Below are 22,607 nucleotides of genomic sequence, written 5' to 3' on the forward strand. Positions count from 1 at the left end.
AATTGCCAAAAATGCAAAGCAGTCATTATGGCAGCAAGTGCGCGGTCGCGGCGTTCAAGAGTGCGCGTATAATCCACGCGACGTTTTTCAACCGGAGAATCCTGTAATGTCCATGCAATTCCTGCGCCGCGCCGCCGTCCTGTCCGTGCTGGCTGCCGCTATCGCCATCCCGGCCCAGGCCGGGAGTTCCGCTTCTTCCGCATCGAGCGCTGGTTCCGAGTCTTCGGGCAGCGTGTCCGATTCGATCGGCGCCTCCAGCAAGAGCTCCAGCGGCGACGACAAGAAGGTGGCCGCAGGCCAGTACCGCGTCATCGACGTAGCCGAAGCGCCGGGCAAGCCGGGCGCCACCCGCCTGAAGCTGCAAGGCCAGGGCAATGAATTCTTCCTCACTGTGCCGAAAGCCGCCCTGGCCGATCGCGCGCTGCCTGCCGGCGCATTGGTGCAGGTGAGCGAGCGTCCGTACGGCTATGAATTCGCCTACGCTGACACCCGTCAGGCCTTCTTCCTGGCCCTAGACGAAGCATGGCAACGCGAACTGCGCTCGCACGCCATCTGATTGCCGCCTGCCTCGCGCTCGGCTGGAATGCCCCAGCGCAGGCAGGTGGAATGATGTTCTGCGACCGTCCGGCGAAAGTCACGGCGGCGGCGCAGGACCACGTGCTGCGTTTCGCCGCCGTGGTGAAAGACGAGCTGGAACGCTCTGGCGCCACGGCCGCCGTGGTGTCGCGCGCAGGCATGGACCTGGCGCGCATCGGCCTGCGCTATTCGCATGCCGGCCTGGCGCTGAAAGACAATCCAAACAGCCCATGGTCGGTGCGCCAGCTTTACTTTGCTTGCGATGAGAAGCGCCCGCGCATCTTCGACCAGGGCATGGCCGGATTCGTGCTCGGCGCGGAAGAACCCGCACAAGGCCACCTGTCGATGGTCCTGTTGCCGGAAGCGCAGGCGCGCGCATTGCAGGCGGCTGCGCTGGACGCGCAAACCCCGTTGTCGCTGCTGGCCGGCGAATACAGCGCCAATGCCTATGCCTACAGCACGCGCTACCAGAACTGCAACCAGTGGCTGGTGGAGCTGATTGCCAGCGCCTGGGGCGCATCAGCGCCGCAGCGCGCCGAAGCGCAGCGCTGGCTGCGGGAACGCAGCTACCAGGCGCAGCCGGTCAATGTCGGCCGTACCCTGGTGATCGCGGCGCATTTCGTGCCGCTGGTGCATGTGACCGACCATCCCGACGAGGACTTGCGCGCGCAAACAATGCGCGTCAGCATGCCTTCGTCAATTGAGCATTTTGTTCGCCGCGAAGCGCCACAAGCGCACCGCATCGAGCTTTGCTACAACGCGAACCATATCGTGATCCGGCGTGGCTGGGAAGCGATGGGCGCGGGCTGCGAAGCACAGGCTGGCGACGAGGTTATCGCCTTTGAAAACAGAAACTAACAAGGTCATATGGATACTTCCATTGCTTCGCTTTACCTGATCTCCGCAGGCGCGCTGGCAATGTCGGCATTCCAGTCAACGCTGGTGGCACGCAACAGCTCCTACGTGCGGGCGTGCTGGGCGTTTGCAGTCATCTGCCTGACATTTGCCTGCTTCCAGTACGCGAACGTGCAGCAGCAGCTGGCGCCGGGGCTGGCGGCGGCCATCGCCGCGCACAAATGGGTCAATTTCTTCTCGCTGCTGCTGGCGCCGCAGTTCTGCTACCTGGTCGCCTCGCTCGATCCGAGCCGGGCCGCGTTCCGCCTTACCTACGGCATTGCCTTCATCTCGGCCGTGCTGGCGGTGGACAATTTCATGGAGCCTTACGGCTACCGCTTTTCCTCACTGGCCACCGATGCGCCGACCGAGCTGATATGGGGCGGCCACGCCTTCCTGCTTTTTGGCGAAACAACCGCCGCGTATTCGGTCAGCCGCCTGCTATCGCTGGGTGCTGCGATATTCGCCGTCATTTACTGCATCCGTGTCCAGCGCCAGAAGGCGCGCTTTTCGAACCGGCTGGTGTGGAGTTCCGCCGCCCTGGTCGTGGTGACCACGGCCCTGGGCGGCGCAACCGATACCGGCATGCTGCGCATGCCTTACCTGAGCGGTTTCGGATTCCTGTTCCTCGCTGCATCCTACCTGTTGCTGGTCAAGCGTGAGGCGACCCAGCGCCTGACCGAGAAAATCCGCATCAGCGCCGCACTGGAGCGCGAACTGGCGAGCCACAAGTTGTCCAGCAGGCGTATCGAGCGCGCCCTGACCAATGATGAGCTGACCCGGCTGCCGAACCGGGAAGGCGCGCTGGAGAAGCTGCGCACCATGTCCGCCTGGAGCGAATCGAGCATGACCCGCATGGCGGTGCTGCTGCTCGACCTGGACCGGCTGGCAATCATCAACGGCACGCGCGGCTACGAGGCCGGCAACCAGGTGCTGATCGAGGTGGCACAGCGCCTGCGCGAGCATTGCGGCAAGCGCCGCCTGGTGGCACGCCTTGGCAGTGCGCGCTTTGTGGTCGGCATTGCCGGCCACAAGACGCTGGGCGGCATCGAGCGCGAAGTGGAAGGCGTGCTGGCTGCGATCAAGCCGCCTTTCGCGGTCGCCGGCAATATCCTGAACATGACTTTCAGCGCCGGCGTGGCAATCTATCCGGACCATGCCGAATCGGCGGAAGACTTGCTGGCATCGGCAGGCCTGGCATTGCACGAGGCGCGTGACGCAGGACCGGGCAGTATCCGGACTTTCCACCCATCGCTGCAAAAGTCGCTGAGCGAGCGCATTGGCCTGGAAAACGAACTGAAGGAAGCGCTCGAGAACGGTGAGCTGTTCCTGCATTACCAGCCGCAGGTCTGTGCGGTCACCGAGCGCGTGCTGGGCATGGAGGCGCTGATTCGCTGGCAGCATCCGGAACTGGGCCTGGTGATGCCCGACAGATTCATTCCACTGGCCGAATCAACCGGCACCATCGCGGCAATCGGCGCGTGGGTGATCGAAAGCGCCTGCCGCCAGCTGCAGGACTGGCGGGCCCTGGGCTTTAGCGAGGTGCGGATGGCGGTCAACCTGTCGGCGCAGCAGCTTTTGCTGGACGACCTTGACGATAGCGTGCAATCGGCCTTGCGGCGCGCCGGCCTGATGGGCGCCGACCTGGAGCTCGAAATCACGGAATCGGTTCTGATGCAGGATCCGCAACGCTCCATCGAAAGGCTGGAGACGCTGCGCAGCCTGGGCGTGCGGCTTTCGATCGACGACTTCGGCACCGGCTATTCCTCGCTCGGCTACCTGAAAATGCTGCCGGTGCATTCCTTCAAGCTCGATCGCAGCTTTGTGCGCGATATCGGCACCAGCGAAAAGGATCTCGAGATCTGCGCCACCGCAGTGGGGCTGGCGCGCAAGCTCGGCCTGGAGATCGTCGCCGAAGGCGTGGAGGATACGGTGCAGGCAACCCAGTTGCGCCATTTGGGCTGCAACCTGTTGCAGGGCTATTACTTCGCGCGCCCGCTTGCGGCGCATGCGGCGACCAATTTCCTGATGGAGCAAAAGGCAGCCGCCGCGTAGCTGCCCGCCCCGCTCAGTGCTCGGGGAGCCGGCCGAATCTACCGCGCGTGAAATCCTGGAATGCCTGCTCGATCTCGGCCTGGGTATTCATGACGAAAGGGCCGTGGCCGACAACCGGCTCGTCGATTGGCTCACCGCTCAGGAACAGCACGACGGCGTCGCTGCTGGCCTGAAGCGAGAGGCCTTCGCCGCTGCGCTCGAAGACCACCAGTTCGGCTTCTTTCGCCAGCGTTCCTTCATTTGCCAGCACGGCCCCGTGCAATACGGCGACGGCGGTGTTCCAGCCCTGCGGCGCCGGCAGCTGAACCGGCCCGCCCGCCTTCAGGTGCAGGTCCCACACATGCATGGGGGAGGACGTGCGGGCCGGCCCTTTACAGCCCGCGTATTCACCGGCAATCACGCGCAGTTCGCCGCTGCCGCCCGGCAGCGCCACGCGGGGGATGTGCCTGTTCTCGATAGCCTGGTAGCCGGGGGCGGACATCTTGTTCTTCGCCGGCAGGTTGACCCAGAGCTGCACCATATCCAGTTCCCCGCCCTTGCGGGAAAATTCTTCGGCATGGAATTCCTCGTGCAGGATGCCGGAGGCAGCCGTCATCCACTGCACGTCGCCGTCGCCGATGGTGCCGCCCTGGCCGGTCGAATCGCGGTGCGCAACTTGTCCGTGATAGACAATGGTCACCGTTTCGAAACCGCGGTGCGGGTGCGGGCCGACGCCGCGTATGGTGCTGGTGGGCTCGAAGGTCATCGGACCGGCACGGTCCAGCAAGAGGAAGGGGCTGAGCTCCGGGCCCATGCCGTGGTAGGAGAACAGCGAACGCACGGGAAAGCCGTTGCCGACCCAGTGCTGGCGCGGGGCGCTATAGACGCCGATGACACTTTTCATAAAGAACTCCGATGCCGGTCTTGGTATAACTACCAATTCAGTATGGTCCAACCGGCGCTTCCATGAAAGGCGCAAATTCTGCCGACTGCGTTCCTGCCAAAGAACAGCGGCCGGCATCCATGTTTGTAATAAAATAACGCGAATTGCCAAAAAGAAAACCGAGGACGGTATGGATACTCCCATTGCTTCGCTCTACCTTGTCTCCGTGGGAGCGCTAGCAATGTGTGCTTTCCAGGCGGCCTTGCTGGCACGCAGCAGCTCCTACGTGCGGGCTTGCTGGACCTTTGCCGCCATCTGCCTGACGTTTGCGTTGTTCCAGTTTTCCAACGTGCGGCAGCAAGTGGCGCCCGACCTGGCGGCTGCCATTGCCGCGCATAAATGGGTGAACTTCTTCTCGCTGGTGCTGATACCGCAGATCTGGTACCTGCTTGCCGCACTCGAAGCGCGCGCATGGGCTTTCCGCCTGTCCTATGCTGTGGCCCTGGCGACGGCCGTGCTGGCGGCGGACAACTTCACTGCTTCGTACGGCTACCGTTTCTCCGCGCTGACCGTCAGCACCCCGGGCGAACTGATGTGGGGAGAACGCGCTTTCCTGCTGGCCGGGGAGACCACACCTGCCTATGCCATCAATCGCCTGCTGTCACTTGGTGCCGGGGTGTACGCCGCCATCTTCTGCATCCGCTCGCGCAGCCAGCGCGTGCGCTTTTCCAACCGCCTGGTATGGGTCTCGGTGGCGCTGATTATCGTTACCACTGCGCTGGGCGGCGCTACCGATGCCGGCCAGCTGCAACTGCCGTACCTGAGCGGCTTCGCCTTCCTGTTCCTGGCTGCGTCCTACCTGTTGCTGGTACGGCGCGAGGCTACCCAGCGCATGAGCGAGAAGATCCGCATCAGCGCGGCGCTGGAACGCGAAGTCGAGAGCCATAAGCGCGCCAGCCTGCGTTTCGAACACGCGCTGACCAACGATGCGTTGACGCGCCTGCCCAATCGCACCGGCGCACTGGAGCTGCTGCACAAGATGTTCCTCAGGAGCGAGTCGAGCCTGACCCGGATGGGCGTACTGCTGCTCGACCTGGACCGCCTGGCAATCATCAACGGCACGCGCGGCTACGAGGCAGGCAACCAGTTGCTGGTTGAAGTGGCGCAGCGCCTGCGCCAGCACTGCGGCAGGCGCATGCTGGTGGCGCGTCTTGGCAGCGCGCGTTTCGTGGTAGGCATTGCGGGCCACAAGACCTGGGCCGGCATCGAAGGCGAGGTGGAGGGAATACTGGCCGCGGTCAAGGCGCCTTTCGCCATTCCGGGAACGGTGCTGAACATGAGCTTCAGCGCCGGCGTGGCGCTCTATCCCGACCACGCCTCGTCGGCGGAAGACTTGCTGGCATCGGCGGCCCTGGCGCTGCACCAGGCGCGCGACGCCGGGCCGGGCAACCTGCGCGTGTTCCATCCTTCGCTGCAGCAGTCGCTAAGCGAACGCATCGGACTTGAAACGGAATTGAAGGATGCGCTCGAAAAGGGGCAGTTCATCCTTCATTACCAGCCGCAGGTTAGTGCGGCGACCGGCCGCGTGGTATGCATTGAGGCGCTGATCCGCTGGCATCATCCGGCGCTGGGGATGGTGATGCCGGACAAATTCATTCCGCTGGCGGAAGCGACCGGCGCTATTGCCGCGATCGGTTCGTGGGTGATCGATGCCGCCTGCCGGCAATTGGCAAGCTGGCGTGAAAACGGTTTCACCGATGTCCGCGTGGCGGTCAACCTGTCGGCGCAGCAGTTGCTGGTTTCCGACCTTGGCGATACAGTGCAATCTGCATTGCAGCGTGCCGGCTTGCATGGGGCCGACCTCGAACTTGAAATCACGGAGTCCGTGCTGATGCAGGACCCGCAGCGCTCCATCGAAAGGCTGGAAGCCTTGCGCAGGCTGGGCGTGCGGTTGTCGATCGACGATTTCGGCACCGGCTATTCCTCGCTCGGTTACCTGAAGCTGCTGCCGGTGCATGCTTTCAAGCTTGACCGCAGCTTTGTGCGCGATATCGGCAGGTCCGCCAAGGACCTGGAAATCTGCGCCACCGCTGTGGGCCTTGCGCGTAACCTGGGCCTCGAACTTGTGGCGGAAGGCGTGGAGGACTCGCTGCAGGCCGCGCAACTGGGCAAGCTTGGATGCCACCTGCTGCAAGGCTATTGCTTCGCCCGTCCGCTGCCCGCCTGCGCAGCGACGGATTTCCTTGCAAACGAGAAGAGGGTGGCATGAGACCGGGCTCCAAACCGACGCGGAGCAACCGCAACGCAAGCACCAGGGCTAACGGTCTTGGGAAAAGGCCCGGCAATCGTCCTGGAGGCGCGTTCGCTGCGGCCTTTCCGCTAAAGCAGGCACGTTGATCCCGAGCGCGGGCGCGAACTCTCCAGGTTCACCTATCAGTCACTCCCAGTGCCAGCTCTGGCCCCAGCTTTCCTGGTAGTCCCAGAGGTGCAGGTCCTGGCCATCGAATGAGCCCCACCAGGCATCCTTGACGTCGATCGCCTTTCCCGGGGCGTGGGCCGGGCGCAAGGTCTGGCCGGACCAGGAGAAGCGCTGGTTGGCCTTGTCGTTGCAGTCCCAGACCGCGAGCCTGGAGCCGTTGCCCGAACCAAAGGCCTGGACGTCGACGCATTTGTCGGGATTGTTTTTGCTGCGCAGCAGGCCATCCGGGTCGTGGTACCACAGTTGCGTGACCTGGCCCTGGCAGCTCCAGTGATGCACCGGTGTGCCGTTGGCCATGTTGTTGCCCTCGATGTCCATGCACTTGCCGCGGCCATCGACCAGCTTGCGGAACGCATAAGCGCCGCCTGGCTTGACGCTTGCGGTGACGCCCGCAGCAGTGACCGAACCATCCGACACCAGCCGGATGCGCGCGCTGTCGCCGCTGACCATGAAGCTGCTTGCGATGGCGCCGGACAGCGATTTCACCAGCGTGCCATTGCGGTCATATACATGAATGAAGTCCCGGTTCGCGTCGGTGCTGCCGTTGACATAGACCTTCAGGGCCGCTGCGCCGGGAACGGTCAGCCACTGGGAACGGTCTTCGTTATTGCCATAGGCGCCGCTGTTCCAGGTTGTGGCAAGCGCTTCGATGGCGACGCTGGCGCCGCTGGAAGTACCCGCGCCGTCGGATACGAGCTGCGCGATGACCGCATTGTCGGCCACGACCAGGGAATGGGCCAGCGCCCCGCTGAAGCTTTGCAGCAAACGGCGGTTGCTGTCGTGGATGCGCAGCACGTCGCCGGCACCGAGCGAGCCGCCGACATTGACCCGTACCGCACCGGCGCCCGGTAGGCGCAGGGTTTGCGCACGGTCTTCGTTGTTGGCGTAGGCGCCGGAATCCCAGCGTGCTGGCGCATCGTCATACTTCTCCCATTTTCCCTCTTCCGCCAGGTCCGAGTAATTGAGCCAGACAGGGTTGGCGCCGGCCGCCAGGCGCAGGCGCTCATTCATGTACGCGTTGGCGGGAACCGAAAAGGCAAAGCCGCTGCCGAAAGCCGCCGCGCAAGCCTGCTTGCCGCCTCGCCAGGCGCCAGCCGCCGGCGTGACGCGCCAGTCGTCAAGCTGCGCCTTGTTCTGGCAGGCGAAGCGCAGCGCGGCAGTGCAGGCCGCATCGTTCCACCGTCCGTCGCCGCGCATCTGCGCGCAGTCTTCGTTGTTGTAGTCGTTCGGCTCGCCTTCGGCCCAGGACCAGATGGCGGCGCCGATCATGCCTTCGTCCCAGCGATCGGCATCGACGTTGTCCACGCCGCAGCGCATCAGGGCAGGGATGTTGGAGGCGTCGATGGTGCCGGTTTCGTCGACCCAGGAATCGGGCAGCACATCCTTGCCAAGCTTGGAGTCGGAAACCGCATAGATCTTTTCCTGGTCGACCGGCGCGCCGTCCACGGTGCAGTTGGCGGTGTTGACGAACTTGACCTGCCGGCTGTTCCAGCCGCCAGCGGCGCCGGTCGCAAACATCGGGCCGTGCCAGACCACGGCGCCATCGTATGTGTTGTTGGCCGATTTGACGATCACGCGCTTGCCGCGGGCGATCATCTCGCGCGGCGACTCCCAGCGGCCGGCTGGCTTGTCGGTTGGCTTGTACAGCAGGGAGCCGAAGACCGTCGTCAACGGTCCCACCACCCCGGCCTTGTTATTGGCGCGGTCTTCCAGGTCGACGAAGACGATTGCCTTTGGATTGGCGTCCAGCCAGTTGCGGATCTTCCACAGCTCGTTGGGATAGTTGTCCGGTGCTCCGTAAATCGCCGAGCAGTCCTGGTGGCAGAGCTGCACCTGGCCATTGTTCATATGGAGGTCGAGGTCGACGTTGCGGACGCCGGAATTGAGCAGCTGGTTCATCGGCCAGCGCTGGTTGGCCCAGGTTGCGCCGCTGTCGTTCCACGCATTGTGCGCGCCCAGTACCTGGATGCGGTTGAGCGGGGTATCCAGCGCCACGTCGTACTGTGTGCGCATGCCCAGGCCCAGGTCCGCAGCGTGCAATGCCTGCATCCCGAACAGGAGAGAAACGATGACGCCTGCCAGCTTCATTCTGCCTCCGAAAGTGAGTGTCCTGAACCGGCTAACTTACCCCAGGACCGGCGTCCGCACGATGGAGGACTGCCTCTAAGATTTTGGCTCGTGCGGTCATTTACTTGTAGCAAAGTCCTGCTAGTTTGGCCGGTTCGCAGTCTCGATTATTCCATTCACCGATAGACTATTTACAGGAGCGATAGATGCTGAAAACCGTTAGCTGCGCGGTCGTAATCGCGTGCGCCTTTTCCGCCTTGCCTGCAATGGCAGCTTGCCCGGATTACGTGACGCCGGCCAATCCGCCCGCACTATCAGGCCCTGCGCGCAAAGCCTTTTCCAACTTCGGCAACACGATTCTCGCCGGCTTGTACAAGCCCTGGCATATGGCCCACGACGTCATCGTGAAGGCAGGCCAGCCGGCGACCATCACCGGCAAGTTCGATTACGACGCCGTGTTGCACAAGGACCTGGAAGGCGAACGGGTACACGCCTACCTGTATGGCAGCGGCATGCAGCAGTGGCAGTATCTCGGCAGTTCCATCACCGACAGCGACGGCAAGGTCAATGTAGGGCTGGGCGTGCGCCCGGTCGGCGACTATGTGGTGCGCTTTGTGGTGGAAGGCGACTTGAGCAGCACCAATGGCTACCTGAGCGTGGTCGATCCGCGCCGCGATGCGGTGCTGTTCGATATCGACGGCACCCTGACGATCAACGATTTCGAGGCTTACGCCGACTACGTCGGCGTCAAGACCGCGACGGCATATTCGTACGCGCCGCAGGTCGTGAATGCCTACCGCCAGAAGGGCTACCAGGTCCTCTTCCTTACGGCACGACCTTACTGGGTAACGAAGGACGGTCTGGAATGGCTGAAAATCCAGAACATGGGACAATGGCACTACCATTCCAATCCGTACGGCGATGGCCCCATTCCGCCGAATACGCAGCAGTTCAAGACCGATTACGTGCGCTACCTGCGCAACACGGTCGGCCTGAACATCGTGCGTGCCTACGGCAATGCCACCACCGACATCGCAGCCTATGCCGATGGCGGCATTCCGAAGGCGCAAACCTATATCATCGGCCCCAATGCCGGCGCCTCCGGCACGCAAGCGATCCAGGGCGATTACACCGCGCATTACAGCTTCGTCGTCGAGCCCACCCCGGTAGCGGCCTGCCGCCTGTAACGTGGTAGATTCCCACTTTGGACACAGAGAAGGAGGTTTGAAGTGGGAATCCTTGACGGAATGCTGGGCAACGCGTCCAAGATCGACATTGCCGACTTGCGGGAGGATTTCGCGAAAATCCTTGCACCGAATGAGCGAGTGGAGCATGCTTACCAACTGATACGAGACTATTTCGTGTTTACCGACAAGCGCCTGGTGGTGGTAAATATCCAGGGTGTCACGGGCAGCAAGAAGGAGTATCACTCGATCCCTTACAAGAGCGTGACGCGTTTCAGCATCGAGACCGGCGGCACGCTGGACCTCGACGCGGACCTGAAGATCTGGATTTCCAGCACGGCGGAACCGTTCACGCAAAAATTCAACAAGCGCCTGAGCATCTATGAAGTGCAGGCGGTGCTCGCGAGCTATGTGCTGAAATGAAGCGGTTTGTCTTCGTGCTGGTGTTGGCTGCAGCTGCCTTCTTGGTCTGGGGCGATCCTGCCGGGCTGCTGCACCGCGTCAGCATGTGGACTTGCGACTGGCTGCGTGTTTTCAGGGTCTGTTGACGCATCCATCTTTCGTCGCCGGGCGAATCGTTGCGCAGGCGCGGCCGCTAGCATGATGGCTTTTACCGGAGCCAGCCATGCCAGCCTGCGAAGCGATCGATATCTCCAGCCACCAGCCCGCACTGGTGGCGCGCATGCGCCACACCGCGCCAGACCGGGGCAACGGCGCATTGCCCGTGCTGTTCGTGCACGGTTCTTCGTTCCCCTCGGGATTGTCATTCGACTTCCGCATGGACGGCCAGTCCTGGATGGACTGGATGGCGGCGCGCGGCTACGACGTGTACGCGCTGGATTTTCCCGGCTACGGGCTGTCTGACCGTTATCCGGCTAATGCGCCGTCGCCGCCGGGCCGCGCGCGCGAAGTCGTGCAGGATGTGGCCAACGCGGTCGATGCCATCCTGCGCCGGACGGGCAGGCAGCAGATCCTGCTGGTCGGGCATTCCTGGGGCGGCTCCGTGGCCGCCCGCTATACGCAGGATCACGCGGCAAAGGTGGCAAAGCTGGTGCTGTTTGCGGCAGTCACGCCGCGCGGCGCGCCCACCCCGGCCGCGGCGCCGGCAAAGCCGGGCAACGCCTCCTATGAGGCGCTGACGCCAGCCCAGCGCATCGCCGCCATGGACAGCCTGCGGCCGCCGCAAGAGCCGCCGCTGCTGCACACCGATGTTTTTACCCGCTGGGGCGCACAATGGCTGGCATCCGACGGACGCCGCGAGGGGGCGGTACGATTTCCAGCCGGCCCCGGCGCCGACCTGGCGGACTTGCAGCAGGGCCGCAGCTACTACGATGCCGCGCGCCTGGACATGCCGGTGCTGCTGGTACGCGGGGAATGGGACGCGTGGCCGGGCGACGCCGACTATCGCATGCTGGCGGCGGCGATCGGGGGCGCACGCTATGCGGTCATCCCGCGCGGAACGCACGTGATGCACCTCGAGGCTGCGCGCTTCAAACTGTATGAAGAAGTGCTGGATTTCCTGCGTAACGGGCCACCAGGAAGTCGATGAAGGCGCGCACGCGCAAGGGCAGGTTGCGCCGGGTTGGGTAGACGGCATAAACCTCGACCGGAGCCTTGCGCCAGCCCTCCAGCAATGGCCGCAGCTCGCCGCGCGCAATCGCCTGCGCAACGATGAAATGGGGCAGATAGGCGATACCGTGTCCTTGCACGGCGGCCTCGCGCAGCGCGGCACCGTTGTTGACGCGGAAAGCTGAACGCACATCGACGCTGAAAGAAGCTCCGTTGGAAGGATCGCGGAAAGACCAGTACGCAGTCTCGTCGAGGTTGCTGTAGGCCAGGCCGCGGTGCGAGGCGAGGTTGTGCGGCGTGCCTGGCATTCCATGCTCTGCCAGGTAGGCCGGGCTGGCGCATACGGTATGTTCGATCGAGGCGATGCTGCGCGCCACCAGGCTGGAATCCTTCAGGCGTGAAATGCGGATTGCCAGGTCGAAACCCTCGTTGACGATGTTGACGATGCGGTCATTCAAGTCCAGCTCCACAGCCAGGTCGGGATGCCGTGCTGCGAATTCCGCCGCCAGCGGCGCCAGGCACATCACGCCAAAAGACATGGGGCCCGCCACGCGCAGCTTGCCGCGCAGGGCGGTGCTGCCGGAGGAAACCTCGGCCTCTGCATCGTGAAGGTCGTCCAGCAGGCGCAAGGCGCGTTCGTAGAGCAGGGCGCCGGCATCGGTCACGCTCATGCTGCGGGTGGAGCGCACCAGGAGCTGCGTTCCGAGGCGGTCTTCCAGTTCGCTGATGCGGCGGCTCACCGCCGACTTGACTACGCCAAGGCGGGCCGCCGCGCCCGAAAATCCTTCCGCCTCCACGACCGCCACAAACGTCTTCAAGTCCTCATAGCGGTCCTGCATTGTTCTTCTCCGGTGGATTCTGTGTGCTCAGCGCGAGGTCCGCAGGCGCACGGCATGCGCCTATGATGGGGGCCAGTATAAAACCTTAACAGGAGAGAAGTATGAAAATCGGGATGACTGTCGCCGGCTTGCTGCTGGCGGCCGGTGCCGCGCAGGCAGGGGAGCCGGTCTGGGATGCCAACAAGGTTGAATTGAAGGCCCGGAAGCTGGCCGACGGCGTGTACGCCATGCTGCCGTCCGATGCGGCCAGGGCTGCGGACGGCGTGCCGATCGCCACCACTTCCGGCATCCTGGCCGGCAGCAAGGGTGTCCTCGTGGTCGACACCATGATCAATGAGCGCCTGCACAAGCAAGTGATGGCGGAAGCAAAGCGCCACGGCGCGCTGCGCTACGCTGTCAATACCAGCTACCACGGCGATCACTCTTACGGCAACTACTACCTGCCGAAGTCGGCCACCGTGATCCAGCACGCTGCGGCCAAGGCATACGTGGACGCCAATTTTGCCAAGGACGTCCAGTTCATGGAGGGGGCCTTCGGCAAGGGACGCGGCATCGACAAGATCAAGCCGCGCACCGGCGACGTGCTGCTGGCCAAGGACGGCCGCGTGCAACTGGACCTGGGCGGCAAGGTAATCGATATCATCGACTTTGGCTTCGGGCAGACCGGTGGCGACCTGGTAGTCTGGGATCCCCAGGCCAAGGTGGCCTTTACCGGGAACCCGGTGATCGCCGGCAAGCCTTCGCTGCCATGGCTGCTGGATGGCCATGTCCAGGAAACGCTGGACACGCTGACCCGCCTCTATAACTTCCTGCCTGCCGATGCGCGCATCGTACCGGGACACGGCCCTGTGATCGGCAAGGAAGCGATGAAATGGCACCTGGATTACCTGGCCGCGCTGAAGTCCGCCGTGCAGGATGCCCACGCCAGGGGGATGACGCTGGAGCAGGCGCAATCGCACGCGGACCTGCCGGCGTTCAAAGGCTATGCCATTTACGACTGGGTCCACAAAGGCATCAATATTCCTGCCGCCTATGCGGAATTCAGGAAGTGATCAGTTGATGCCGTATCGCGCCCGGATGGCTGCCAGGGCGCCGTTCTGCTCAAGCTGGGCAATCGCCTGGTTGATGCGCGCGAGCTGCGCTTGCGTAGTGCTGGCCGCGTTCAGCATCAGGTGCACCGGGGCGCGGTAGGGCATATAGGGCAACTGCACGATCCGGACGTTCTGCAGGCGCGCGATATGGCGCAAGGCATGCGCATCGCCCATGATCAGGTCCCCGCGGCCGGCCTCCAGCATCTTGACGCCCTGCTCGAAGGTGCCGAAGGTGCTGCGCCGTCCTTCCGCGTTCAGCAGCGGCATGGCGTGTTCATAGTCGTCGCCGTAGTAGCCGAGGCGCGGCGCCAGCAGGCTGGCGCGCTGGCTGACGATGTCCTGGAAGCTATCGATGCGGCGCAGCTTGTCCAGTTTTTCCGGTATGGTGAACAGGCCGACGGTCTCTTGCCGGTAGGGCAGGCTGAACCGCGCATAGCCGCGCCGCTCTTCCGTGGCGGAGGCAGCCATCAGCAGGTCCAGTTTGCCTTGCTGGAACAGGACGTTGCGCCGCGCCGGCGGCATTTCCTTTTCCAGTTGCAAGCGACAGCCCGCGTGTTTCATGATGGCCTGCAGCAATTCGAAATCGACCCCGCCCAGCACTTGCTTGTCATTGTGATAAAAGTAGGGCGGCCATTCTTCCGGCGCCAGGCGCAACGTGCATGCCCCGGCAAGGCTGGCAAGTTGGAGCAGCAGTGCGGCGAGCAACAGCCTCATGGCCGAGGGCATCCGAAAGTATCCACCAGGACAGTGTTTCAGATGGCAGCGTCGCTGTAAAGAGAAAAGCTAGTGACTGTGGTGCCGGTATATTTCCCGACCGCCGGCCCCGGTAGTGGCGTCGCAGCGCCAGGTGCACGCATTTTGCTGGCCGAATGTGACGCCCGTTTGACGCCCGTGTGACGGCTTGGTGTAATACCCCCATGAAAGAAATACATGCACTATTGCAACAAGCCGTTTCGCTGCACCAGAAAGGCGAGCTGGCCCGCGCCCAAGTCATCTACGACCAGGTCTTGCGCGCCCAGCCGCTGAACTTCGATGCGCTGCATCTGAGCGGCGCCCTGGCGCGCCAGCAGGGCGAAGCGCAACGTGCGTTGGACTTGATCGATGGCGCCCTGGCCATCGACGGCCGCCGCGCCATCGCCCACTGCAACCGTGGTGTGGCATTGCAGGATCTGGGCCGCTTTGGCGAGGCGCTGGAGAGTTTCGAGCGCGCGCTGTCCTTGCAGCCGGATTACGCCATTGCCCTGAGCAACCGCGGCAACGCCTTGCGCCACCTGGGGCATCTTGACCGCGCACTGGAAAGCTACGCTGCTGCCCTGCGCCTGGCGCCAGAATACGCTGATGCGCTGTGCAACCGCGCACTGGCGCTGCAATCGCTGGCGCGCCACGAGGCGGCCCTGGACAGTTTCGGCGCGGCCCTGGCAGCGCGGCCCGAGTATCCGCAGGCCTTGCATGGTGCTGCCGTTTCGCTGTTGGCACTGGGCAGGCCGGCCGATGCGCTGGAAGGTTTTGAGCGCGCGCTGCACCTGCAGCCGGAATACGCGGAAGCCTGGTGTTCGCGCGGCGCCATGCTGCTGCGAGCGCAGGACCATGAGGAAGCGCTGGCGAGCTTCCAGGACGCGCTGACGGTGCGACCGCGCTACGCGCGCGCCCAGCTTGGGCTGGCGAACACGTTGCGCGCCATGGGCCGGCGCGAGAAGGCTGTCGAGGCCTACCAGGCAGCACTCTCCTTTGGCGCCGATGCCGCAACAGTCGGCTACATGCTGGCCATTATGGGCGCCGAGCAGGCGCCCGGGGCATCACCAACTGCCTACGTGAAGGCCTTGTTCGACCAGTACGCCGGCAACTTCGACCGTCACCTGGTCGACGTGCTGCGCTACCGCACGCCATCCCTGCTGGTGGAAGCCCTGCGCCGCCACCTGCCGCCGGGCGAACTGGATGTGCTGGACGCCGGCTGCGGCACCGGCCTGTGCGGACCACTGCTGCGGCCCCTGGCCTGCCTGCTGGAAGGCGTCGACCTGTCGCCGCACATGCTGGACCGCGCGCGCGATACCGGCCTATACGACGGGTTGTATTGCGGCGAGATGGTGGGCTATTTGCGCGTGCACCCGGCCAGCGTCGACGTCATTGTCGCGGCCGACGTGTTTGTCTACCTGGGCGACCTGAAGCCGGTGTTCTCTGTTGCGAGGCTGGCACTGCGCGGCGGCGGGCGCTTCGCCTTCTCGGTGGAAGAGCACGAGGGCGCTGAAGATTTCGTGCTGCGCGCATCCGGCCGTTACGCGCATTCGCGCGCCGGCATCGAAGCGCTGGCACGCAGCCACGGTTTCGCCATCCATGAAATTACCCCGAGCACGCTGCGCCAGGAAAGCGGCACAGACATGCGGGGTTTGCTGGCCGTGCTGGGAACCCATGCAGAGTAGCGTCCTTGAAGTAGCCGCGAATGCGGTGATGGCCGTCTCCATCTTCCTGGCGGGGCGCAACAATATCCACTCCTGGTGGATCGGCATTGCCGGCTGCGCACTGTTTTCCGTGCTGTTCTACCGCACGCAACTGTATGCCGATGTGGCGCTGCAGCTGTTCTTCATCGCCACCTGCATGATCGGCTGGCGCCAATGGCTGCGTGGCGACCATGGACATGCGCTGCACATCCGGACCACGCGTCCGCGCACCTTGCTCAAGATGGTGCTGGCCGGCATTGCCGCCACGGCAGCCTATGGGCTGATGTTGAAACATTACACCGATGCCTTCGCCCCCTTCGTCGATTCGGCGGTGCTGATGTTCTCCATCATCGCGCAAGTGCTGCTGATGGGGCGCCGCATCGAGACCTGGCCGGTATGGCTGCTGGTGAACACCATTTCGGTGCCCTTGTATGCCAGCCGCGGACTCTACCTGACGGCTGCCCTGTATGCTGCGTATTGGATCAACGCGCTGCTCGCCTGGCGGCATTGGCGCCGCCAGCGCGGAGCCGGCGCCTGAAGTTCGCTTATTTCAGCACGAAGATGGCATTCACGGTCTGTGAATACGGGATCGAATCGGGCACCGCGTAGCTGCCGGTTTGCGGCGCAGTGCCGCGCGCTTCGCGCCCTGGCTGCTGTTCGATGTAGGGAGCGCCGACCTGGTCGAGCGGGCCGCGTGCGATGGCAACGACCGGGCCAAGCTTGCGGCCGAAAGCCCTGGCCAGCGACGTCCCCTTGCTGCGCGCGTCGTCGGCGGCAGCGGACATCAGCTGGGTATTGATGTCATCGCCGTCGGTACGGTCGAAGGTTGAGCTGATGTTGGTGATGTGATCCATCGCGGCCAGCTTCGCAATCAGCGCAGGCCATTGCGCCAGGTCGCGCACGCGGGCATGGAACAGCCGGCCCATCGAGTAGGCTGGGGGCTGATGTTCGCCCACCGGAACGGTCTTCTTCTCGAGCTCATACGCCGCGATGTCCGCTTCCTGCACGCCGTGTTCGGCCAGTAGCTGCATTGCGCTTGCGCTCAGCTCCTGCAGTTGGCTGGCGGCGGTGTCAGCGTTGGCATCCTGCGTGCCGGCTTCGAATTTGACTTCGCCGATATCAGGCCGCATCCACAGCTGCGCCTTGCCGCTGGTGCTGACAAAAGGATGGGAGGGCAGCGAAACAGGCGCTGCCTGCGCGCTGCACGTTGCCAAAGTGGCGCACAGCGCAAAAGCTGCAACGGAATTGCTCAACTCCAGGTCTCCTTAATCGAGTAGCCAAACGTACTGCATTGGCTGCCAGGAAGCGATCGGCTTGCCGCGCACCTTGGCAGGGATGAAATGGCATTTCTCAATGCCGGCTTGTGCTGCCTTGTCCAGGCCAGGATGTCCACTGGACTTGATGATTCCGGAGTCGGTGACATCGCCGTTCTCGCTGATCTTGAATCGCAGCGTGACGGCGCCGGTATGCCCCGCTGCGAGGTCTTCTTCCGGCCACAGCGGCTTGGAACAGGATGTGAAATCGACCACGGCCGGCGTGCGCGCAGCCGGGACGCTGGCGGCATCGACGCGGGCGTTGGCGTAGCCGGCCAGGCAAGCCGCCGTGATGCCGAACGCCGCCAGCAGTCCTTTCCAGTTGCTGCGCTGCTGCTGCGGCAGCATCAGGTGCCGGATGCGCAGCAGCAGGTCGCCACCATCGGCTGCCAGCGCCAGGCGCTGCGCAGCGAACTGCATCTTTTCCAGCTCGGACAGCGCCAAGGCAAGCCGGCGCGGCTCGCCCGTCAACTGCGCGGCGATGCTGTCGGCCACCAGTTCGCGCTCATGGCGGATGCGGCGCGACAGCCACCACACGGCCGGGTGGTAGAACAGCAGGGTTTCGGCCACGTTCTGCACCAGGTTGACCAGGTAGTCATGGCGGCGCACGTGGGCCAGTTCATGCGCCAGCAGCGCTTCCAGCAATTCGGCAGGCATGCGCGCCACCAGGGCGGCGGGAACCAGCACCACCGGACGCCACCAGCCCGCAGCAATCGGGCTGGCCAGCGTTTCGACGATGCGCAGCCCGACGTTGCGGCCGATGCCGAGGCGTGTTGCAAGGAGCGACAGGCGCTGCTGCCAATGGTCATTGCGGCCGCCGGTACGGCGCGCGCGCGCAATCCAGGCCAGGCCGAAGGCGCTGCGCAGCGCCAGTGCGCCGGCACAAGCGAGCCACGCGGCAACCAGCAAAGGCAGGCGGCTGTCGATGCTGGCCAGCAGTTCGCTTTGCCCGGAGGCGGCGTCGCCGCCCGCCAGCACCAGCGCTTGCAGCGAGCGCGGGGTCGCCTGCAGCGCGCTGGCGAATTCGTAAGCGGGCCACAGCAGGCAGGCCAGCAGCGCAACGCAGGCGACGGCGTAACGCGCGCCGGGGCTGGCGCCGCGCATCAGCGCCAGCAGGGCGGCGCCGGCGACGCCCGCCAGCGCACCTTGCCAGAGAAAGTGAATCAGGGCCCAGCCGGCGGCGTGGATCATGTCATTCATTCGGCTTGTCCTCCTGTTTCAGCAACGCTTCGATTTCCTCGCGTTCCTTCTTCGAGATGCCGCTGCGCAGGGCTGCGAGCACCAGCGCCTTGGCGGAACCGGCGAAGGCGCGCTGCAGCAAGTCTTGCAGCATATTGCCCTGCATCGCCTCGCGCGCCACGGCGGCGGCGTAGATATGGGAGCGCTGGCGCTCGTCGCGGATCAGCAAGCCCTTGCCGTGCATGATCTGCATCAGCCGCAGGACCGTGCCATAAGCCAGGTCGGGCTTCCCGGCCTGCATGGCTTCGTGCACCTGTTTTGCGGTGGCCGGACCCAGCGGCCAGATCGCCTGCAGCAGTTCCAGCTCGGCTGGCGTCGGTTTCGGAATGGCTGCCATGTTTATTTCCTTTTAATGTTTTGCCTAGATTAGCCTGTCTAGACAGAGTTGTATACTTCTCATTGCTCGCTGTGGTGGAATGTAGACAAAGATGTCTATAGATCCAAATTGCATATAGGTCTGAGTTTTAATTAGTTTCAGAAATGAAAGGCCGGCGTTATAGTTGCCTCATGAAAACGCCAGTCCCGCACCAGCGCCGCCACACCATCTACCTGCCCTGCATGGCGCAGTGCATGGGCCGCTGCTAAGCGCACCCAGCCGAATCCCACGCAACACACCGTTTCGCCGATCCCGCCCACGAGGCAGGCAGGCCCCTGCTTACCCAAAAGGAAGAACATGATCAAGCCACTCAGCATCACCCTGGCCATTGCGGCCGCTTTCCCGCAACTGTCTTATGCGCAAGAAGCACTGGCGCGCGTCGTCGTGACCGGTTCGAATATCCGCACCGCGCAGAAAGAGGGCGCCAGCGCCGTGCAGGTGCTGAGCGCCAAAGAACTGGCCGCCACCGGCAAGACCACCGTCGCCGATATCCTGCGCACGATTTCCGCCAACAGCGGCAACAGCTACAACGAGCAGTACACCGGCAGCTTCTCGGCCGGCACCGCAGGCCTGTCGCTGCGCGGCCTGGGCCAGAAGAACACCCTGATCCTGGTAAACGGCAAGCGCGTGTCTTCTTATGCGACGGCGCAAGACCTGCAGGAAGTGTTTGTCGACCTGAACTCGCTGCCGATGGCCGCGGTGCAGCGCATCGAAGTGCTGAAGGATGGCGCCTCTTCCGTCTACGGTTCGGACGCGGTGGCGGGCGTGGTCAATATCATCCTGTACAAGGAATTCAAGGGGACCGAAGTGAGCGCGCAAGTCGGTTCTTCCACCGAGGGCACCGGCCAGCTTGAACGCAGCGCGTCGCTGCAGACGGGCTTTGGCAGCCTGGATGAAAAGGGCTGGAGCGTGGTGTTCTCGCTCGACGCGCTGAAGCGCGACAAGCTGCAGCAAACCGACGTGTCCTACCTGCGCGGCAGCGATTTCCGCAGTTATGCCAACGGCACGCTGGCGTGGACCCCGACCAATTACTACGGCACGTCCGACGCCACCAGGCAACTGGGCGGCGTGCAGGGGCCGCTGCAGGCGCAGAACTACGGCGACATCACACCCGGCAAGAGCGGCCAGGTGCTGGCTTATAACCCGGCCGAATTCCGCACCCTGGTCCCGGGCGTGGAGCGCGTGCACACGTCCTTGCGCGGCACCCTGAAGCTGAACGAGGAGACCGAAGCCTATGCGGAAGGGCTGTACGGCTACTCCTGGGCAGAGCAGACCTTTGGCGCGCCCTTGACCGTGGGCAGCGGCCTGCGTGCATGGAACAACAGCAGGCAGGCACTGGACAACATTCAAGTGGCGCTGCCGGCGGGCCACCCGAACAATCCTGGGACGGCCGCGCTGCCATTCACGGCCACGCTGTTCGACCTGGGGCCGCGCCTGAAGCAGGACAAGGTGGACTTCTACCGTGCGCTGACCGGCATCAAGGGCAGCTGGAACGGATGGGAATATGACGCATCCATCGCCCGCTCCGGCAGCAAGCTGAAGGAAACCGTGCAGAACTTCGTCAATCGCTACGAGTTCGAAAAAGTACTGGCGGACGGCAGCTACAATTTTGCCGACCAGTCGAAGAACAGCGAAGAAGTGCGCAACCGCTTGCGCCTGTCGACCCTGCGTCCAGCCCAGTCGAAGCTGACCGTGGCCGACTTCAACGCGTCGAAAGACCTGCTGGAACTGCCGGCCGGTGCGCTGGGCTTCGCTTTCGGCGGCCAGTGGCGCCAGGAAGAAATGGACTCCAACACCTCGACCGCGGTCTTGTCGGGGGCCGAGCTGCGTCCCGCCATCAACATCATCAAGGGCAGGCGCCAGGTGAGCGCAGCCTTCGCCGAGTTCAACGTACCGGTGCTGAAAGACCTGACCGTCAACCTGGCCGGCCGTGCCGACAAGTACAGCGACTTCGGCTCCGCCTTCTCGCCAAAAGCCAGCGTACGCTACCAGGCTGCCCCGTGGCTGCTGCTGCGCGGTACCGTGTCGCGCGGCTTCCGCGCACCGTCGCTGCCGGAGATCACCAGTTCGACCTCGGTCAGCTATGGCTCCGTGATCGACAAGCTGGACCCGGTCACGCCGGGCCAGGCGCGCGGCATCACCAACATTACGATCGCCAATACCGAGCTGTCGCCGGAACGCTCGAAGAACGTGAACCTGGGCTTCGTGCTCTCGCCATCGGCCAATAGCAGCGTGGGCGTGGACTATTACCGCATCCGCACCAAGGGCGTGATCGACACCGAAAGCACCGACACCATCCTGGCCAATGAAAGCATCCACCCCGAAAAAGTGGTGCGCGACGGCCAGGGCCGCATCCTGACCCTGTACCGCCAATACGCCAACCAGGGCGAGCGCGTGGTGAGCGGCATCGATGTCGACCTGCGCTACAGGTTGCCGAAGACTGCCTACGGCAACCTGACCTTGAATGCGCAGCTGAGCCGCGTGTTCAGGTACGAGCAGCCGCTGGCGCCCGGCGAGCCGTTGACCAACGGCGCCGGCACCAACCACTTCGGCTCCATTCCGAAATGGCGTGGCACGACCGGCGCCACCTGGGAACTGGGACAGTGGACCACCAACGCTGCCTGGAATTATGTCGACGGCTATCAGCAGACCACCCGCCAGGGCGAGCGCGTGAAGCCATTCGCCACCGTGGACCTGAACGTGGGTTACAAGATCAGCGCCGCCACCAGCGTGAGCCTGCTCCTGGCCAATGCATTCGACCGCAAGCCTTCGTGGGACAGCTCGTTCAATTTCTTCGACTACACCCAGGGCGACCCGCGCGGCCGCTTCCTGTCAGTCAAGGTCAATCACAAGTTTTAATGATGGAGGCGCGATAGCTGCTGGGCGTCGTGCCCATCCGTTCGCGGAAGGCAGTGGCGAAATTGCCGGCATTGGCAAAGCCCAGCAGCAGCGCAATATCCTGCACGTCCATGTCGGTATCGCGCAGCAAATGCATGCCGCGCTGGATGCGCGCTTCGCGGATGTAGGCAAACACGGTCATGCCGGTGTGGGTGCGGAACAGCTGGTTCAGCTTTTCGCGGTAAGTGCCCACGCTGGCGGCGATTTCCGCCAGGCCGGGCAGGGCGGCCAGGTTGTCGTAGATCAGGCGCTTGGCTGCGTTGACGATCACCGAGTCGGTGTCGATCGGACCGCTTTCCGCCGCCTCGGCGGGAGGCCGCTTCATCAGATTCAGGTGCACGTGGATGCGTGCCGCCAGTTCCCCCGGCGTAAACGGCTTGCTGACAAAGTCGACGCCGCCCAGCTGAAGGCCCATGATGCGGTCTTCCACCGCCTCGGTGCCGCTCAGGAAAATAATCGGGATATCGCGCGTGGCGGGGTTGGCCTTGAGCAGGCGGCAGCAGGTATAGCCGTCCATATTCGGCATCCGCACGTCCAGCAGGATCAGGTCGGGCTGGCCGGACAGCGCCAGTTGATAGCCCTGCTCGCCATTGAAGGCGACCGACACCCGGTACGGCATCTCGCTTAACAAGTCGACGAGCATGCGCTGTTCGAACGCGGAATCATCCACGATCAGGATATTTCGCACTTGTGCGTCGCTGGTCAGGTACATGGTTGTTCAGGGTGGGGC

20 protein-coding genes are annotated in these 22,607 nt (G+C 63.8%); 11 read left to right on the top strand and 9 right to left on the bottom strand.

The window, feature by feature from the left end; translation table 11 throughout:
• The first annotated feature begins 106 nt into the window (after positions 1 to 106).
• The 3 genes from ACWBU6_RS04695 to ACWBU6_RS04705 are packed head-to-tail and all read left to right on the top strand — an operon-like array spanning position 107 to position 3,525.
• Positions 107 to 556, top strand: coding sequence for a hypothetical protein (locus ACWBU6_RS04695; RefSeq protein ID WP_452647680.1), 450 nt, complete (start codon positions 107 to 109; stop codon positions 554 to 556).
• Entirely contained in the window at positions 523 to 1,434 is a 912-nt protein-coding gene (locus tag ACWBU6_RS04700; protein WP_452647681.1) for a DUF2145 domain-containing protein, read from the top strand. Before ACWBU6_RS04695 ends, ACWBU6_RS04700 begins: the two co-directional genes overlap by 34 nt.
• A gap of 9 nt (positions 1,435 to 1,443) precedes the next feature.
• Positions 1,444 to 3,525 carry a putative bifunctional diguanylate cyclase/phosphodiesterase gene (locus ACWBU6_RS04705; protein ID WP_452647682.1) on the top strand — a complete coding sequence of 694 codons (2,082 nt, stop codon included), beginning with the start codon at positions 1,444 to 1,446 and terminating at the stop codon, positions 3,523 to 3,525.
• Positions 3,526 to 3,538: 13 nt separating this feature from the next.
• Here ACWBU6_RS04705 and ACWBU6_RS04710 read toward each other — a convergent pair whose 3' ends face one another.
• Positions 3,539 to 4,408: a pirin family protein gene (locus ACWBU6_RS04710; RefSeq protein WP_452647683.1), complete on the bottom strand. Its 870-nt coding sequence runs from the start codon at positions 4,406 to 4,408 to the stop codon at positions 3,539 to 3,541.
• A gap of 169 nt (positions 4,409 to 4,577) precedes the next feature.
• Between ACWBU6_RS04710 and ACWBU6_RS04715 the strand changes: the two genes are divergently transcribed.
• Positions 4,578 to 6,656 (top strand): putative bifunctional diguanylate cyclase/phosphodiesterase, encoded by a 2,079-nt coding sequence (locus tag ACWBU6_RS04715; protein ID WP_452647684.1) that lies wholly within the window; start codon positions 4,578 to 4,580, stop codon positions 6,654 to 6,656.
• Positions 6,657 to 6,824: 168 nt separating this feature from the next.
• On the opposite strand, the gene ACWBU6_RS04720 is transcribed toward ACWBU6_RS04715, so the two are convergent.
• Positions 6,825 to 8,954 carry a ricin-type beta-trefoil lectin domain protein gene (locus tag ACWBU6_RS04720; protein ID WP_452647685.1) on the bottom strand — a complete coding sequence of 710 codons (2,130 nt, stop codon included), beginning with the start codon at positions 8,952 to 8,954 and terminating at the stop codon, positions 6,825 to 6,827.
• Between the two features lie 185 nt (positions 8,955 to 9,139).
• On the opposite strand from ACWBU6_RS04720, the gene ACWBU6_RS04725 reads away from it, so the two are divergent.
• From ACWBU6_RS04725 to ACWBU6_RS04735, 3 genes are all read left to right on the top strand, one after another.
• Positions 9,140 to 10,120 (top strand): lipin/Ned1/Smp2 family protein, encoded by a 981-nt coding sequence (locus ACWBU6_RS04725; RefSeq protein ID WP_452647686.1) that lies wholly within the window; start codon positions 9,140 to 9,142, stop codon positions 10,118 to 10,120.
• Positions 10,121 to 10,162: 42 nt separating this feature from the next.
• Positions 10,163 to 10,540, top strand: coding sequence for a PH domain-containing protein (locus tag ACWBU6_RS04730; RefSeq protein WP_452647687.1), 378 nt, complete (start codon positions 10,163 to 10,165; stop codon positions 10,538 to 10,540).
• 202 nt (positions 10,541 to 10,742) lie between these two features.
• Entirely contained in the window at positions 10,743 to 11,666 is a 924-nt protein-coding gene (locus ACWBU6_RS04735; protein ID WP_452647688.1) for an alpha/beta fold hydrolase, read from the top strand.
• Here ACWBU6_RS04735 and ACWBU6_RS04740 read toward each other — a convergent pair.
• Positions 11,608 to 12,525, bottom strand: a complete 918-nt coding sequence (locus ACWBU6_RS04740) for a LysR family transcriptional regulator (RefSeq protein ID WP_452647689.1) — start codon at positions 12,523 to 12,525, stop codon at positions 11,608 to 11,610. The two genes, ACWBU6_RS04735 and ACWBU6_RS04740, sit on opposite strands and share 59 nt — an antisense overlap.
• A gap of 101 nt (positions 12,526 to 12,626) precedes the next feature.
• Between ACWBU6_RS04740 and ACWBU6_RS04745 the strand changes: the two genes are divergently transcribed.
• Positions 12,627 to 13,577, top strand: a complete 951-nt coding sequence (locus ACWBU6_RS04745; protein ID WP_452647690.1) for an MBL fold metallo-hydrolase — start codon at positions 12,627 to 12,629, stop codon at positions 13,575 to 13,577.
• On the opposite strand, the gene ACWBU6_RS04750 is transcribed toward ACWBU6_RS04745, so the two are convergent.
• The gene (locus ACWBU6_RS04750) at positions 13,578 to 14,330 is read right to left on the bottom strand and encodes a substrate-binding periplasmic protein (RefSeq protein WP_452647691.1); all 753 of its coding nucleotides are present in this window, start codon (positions 14,328 to 14,330) and stop codon (positions 13,578 to 13,580) included. It lies immediately after the preceding gene.
• A 203-nt stretch (positions 14,331 to 14,533) separates the two neighbouring features.
• Here ACWBU6_RS04750 and ACWBU6_RS04755 point away from each other — a divergent pair, with 203 nt between their 5' ends.
• Together ACWBU6_RS04755 and pnuC are read left to right on the top strand one after the other, a co-directional pair.
• Entirely contained in the window at positions 14,534 to 16,033 is a 1,500-nt protein-coding gene (locus ACWBU6_RS04755) for a tetratricopeptide repeat protein (protein WP_452647692.1), read from the top strand.
• On the top strand, positions 16,023 to 16,589 hold the full coding sequence (gene pnuC, locus ACWBU6_RS04760; protein ID WP_452647693.1) for a nicotinamide riboside transporter PnuC: 567 nt from the start codon (positions 16,023 to 16,025) through the stop codon (positions 16,587 to 16,589). Before ACWBU6_RS04755 ends, pnuC begins: the two co-directional genes overlap by 11 nt.
• A gap of 7 nt (positions 16,590 to 16,596) precedes the next feature.
• Here pnuC and ACWBU6_RS04765 read toward each other — a convergent pair whose 3' ends face one another.
• The 4 genes from ACWBU6_RS04765 to ACWBU6_RS04780 all read right to left on the bottom strand — a co-directional run bounded on the left by ACWBU6_RS04765 (position 16,597) and on the right by ACWBU6_RS04780 (position 19,284).
• The gene (locus tag ACWBU6_RS04765; RefSeq protein WP_452647694.1) at positions 16,597 to 17,304 is read right to left on the bottom strand and encodes an SIMPL domain-containing protein; all 708 of its coding nucleotides are present in this window, start codon (positions 17,302 to 17,304) and stop codon (positions 16,597 to 16,599) included.
• Positions 17,305 to 17,316: 12 nt separating this feature from the next.
• On the bottom strand, positions 17,317 to 18,564 hold the full coding sequence (locus ACWBU6_RS04770) for a TonB family protein (RefSeq protein WP_452647695.1): 1,248 nt from the start codon (positions 18,562 to 18,564) through the stop codon (positions 17,317 to 17,319).
• Positions 18,557 to 18,940 carry a BlaI/MecI/CopY family transcriptional regulator gene (locus ACWBU6_RS04775; RefSeq protein WP_452647696.1) on the bottom strand — a complete coding sequence of 128 codons (384 nt, stop codon included), beginning with the start codon at positions 18,938 to 18,940 and terminating at the stop codon, positions 18,557 to 18,559. The genes ACWBU6_RS04770 and ACWBU6_RS04775 overlap by 8 nt, the downstream gene beginning before the upstream one ends.
• Before the next feature lie 137 nt (positions 18,941 to 19,077).
• Positions 19,078 to 19,284, bottom strand: coding sequence for a hypothetical protein (locus ACWBU6_RS04780; protein ID WP_452647697.1), 207 nt, complete (start codon positions 19,282 to 19,284; stop codon positions 19,078 to 19,080).
• On the opposite strand from ACWBU6_RS04780, the gene ACWBU6_RS04785 reads away from it, so the two are divergent.
• The gene (locus ACWBU6_RS04785; RefSeq protein WP_452647698.1) at positions 19,277 to 21,838 is read left to right on the top strand and encodes a TonB-dependent receptor plug domain-containing protein; all 2,562 of its coding nucleotides are present in this window, start codon (positions 19,277 to 19,279) and stop codon (positions 21,836 to 21,838) included. The two genes, ACWBU6_RS04780 and ACWBU6_RS04785, sit on opposite strands and share 8 nt — an antisense overlap.
• Here the strand turns inward: ACWBU6_RS04785 and ACWBU6_RS04790 are convergent.
• Positions 21,822 to 22,589 (bottom strand): response regulator transcription factor, encoded by a 768-nt coding sequence (locus ACWBU6_RS04790; protein WP_452647699.1) that lies wholly within the window; start codon positions 22,587 to 22,589, stop codon positions 21,822 to 21,824. The two genes, ACWBU6_RS04785 and ACWBU6_RS04790, sit on opposite strands and share 17 nt — an antisense overlap.
• Positions 22,590 to 22,607: the final 18 nt, after the last annotated feature.

Source organism: Pseudoduganella sp. HUAS MS19 (genome assembly GCF_053615455.1).

What these genes read in the sequence shown, in the direction of transcription:
- ACWBU6_RS04755 (WP_452647692.1), top strand. Translation starts at nt 14,534, where the DNA reads ATGAAAGAAATACATGCACTATTGCAACAAGCCGTTTCGCTGCACCAG.
- ACWBU6_RS04785 (WP_452647698.1), top strand. Translation starts at nt 19,277, where the DNA reads ATGATCAAGCCACTCAGCATCACCCTGGCCATTGCGGCCGCTTTCCCG.
- ACWBU6_RS04740 (WP_452647689.1), bottom strand. Translation starts at nt 12,525, where the DNA reads ATGCAGGACCGCTATGAGGACTTGAAGACGTTTGTGGCGGTCGTGGAG.
- ACWBU6_RS04790 (WP_452647699.1), bottom strand. Translation starts at nt 22,589, where the DNA reads ATGTACCTGACCAGCGACGCACAAGTGCGAAATATCCTGATCGTGGAT.
- ACWBU6_RS04725 (WP_452647686.1), top strand. Translation starts at nt 9,140, where the DNA reads ATGCTGAAAACCGTTAGCTGCGCGGTCGTAATCGCGTGCGCCTTTTCC.
- ACWBU6_RS04715 (WP_452647684.1), top strand. Translation starts at nt 4,578, where the DNA reads ATGGATACTCCCATTGCTTCGCTCTACCTTGTCTCCGTGGGAGCGCTA.
- ACWBU6_RS04770 (WP_452647695.1), bottom strand. Translation starts at nt 18,564, where the DNA reads ATGAATGACATGATCCACGCCGCCGGCTGGGCCCTGATTCACTTTCTC.
- ACWBU6_RS04700 (WP_452647681.1), top strand. Translation starts at nt 523, where the DNA reads ATGGCAACGCGAACTGCGCTCGCACGCCATCTGATTGCCGCCTGCCTC.
- ACWBU6_RS04735 (WP_452647688.1), top strand. Translation starts at nt 10,743, where the DNA reads ATGCCAGCCTGCGAAGCGATCGATATCTCCAGCCACCAGCCCGCACTG.
- ACWBU6_RS04745 (WP_452647690.1), top strand. Translation starts at nt 12,627, where the DNA reads ATGAAAATCGGGATGACTGTCGCCGGCTTGCTGCTGGCGGCCGGTGCC.
- ACWBU6_RS04750 (WP_452647691.1), bottom strand. Translation starts at nt 14,330, where the DNA reads ATGAGGCTGTTGCTCGCCGCACTGCTGCTCCAACTTGCCAGCCTTGCC.
- ACWBU6_RS04710 (WP_452647683.1), bottom strand. Translation starts at nt 4,408, where the DNA reads ATGAAAAGTGTCATCGGCGTCTATAGCGCCCCGCGCCAGCACTGGGTC.
- ACWBU6_RS04695 (WP_452647680.1), top strand. Translation starts at nt 107, where the DNA reads ATGTCCATGCAATTCCTGCGCCGCGCCGCCGTCCTGTCCGTGCTGGCT.
- ACWBU6_RS04705 (WP_452647682.1), top strand. Translation starts at nt 1,444, where the DNA reads ATGGATACTTCCATTGCTTCGCTTTACCTGATCTCCGCAGGCGCGCTG.
- pnuC (WP_452647693.1), top strand. Translation starts at nt 16,023, where the DNA reads ATGCAGAGTAGCGTCCTTGAAGTAGCCGCGAATGCGGTGATGGCCGTC.
- ACWBU6_RS04720 (WP_452647685.1), bottom strand. Translation starts at nt 8,954, where the DNA reads ATGAAGCTGGCAGGCGTCATCGTTTCTCTCCTGTTCGGGATGCAGGCA.
- ACWBU6_RS04775 (WP_452647696.1), bottom strand. Translation starts at nt 18,940, where the DNA reads ATGGCAGCCATTCCGAAACCGACGCCAGCCGAGCTGGAACTGCTGCAG.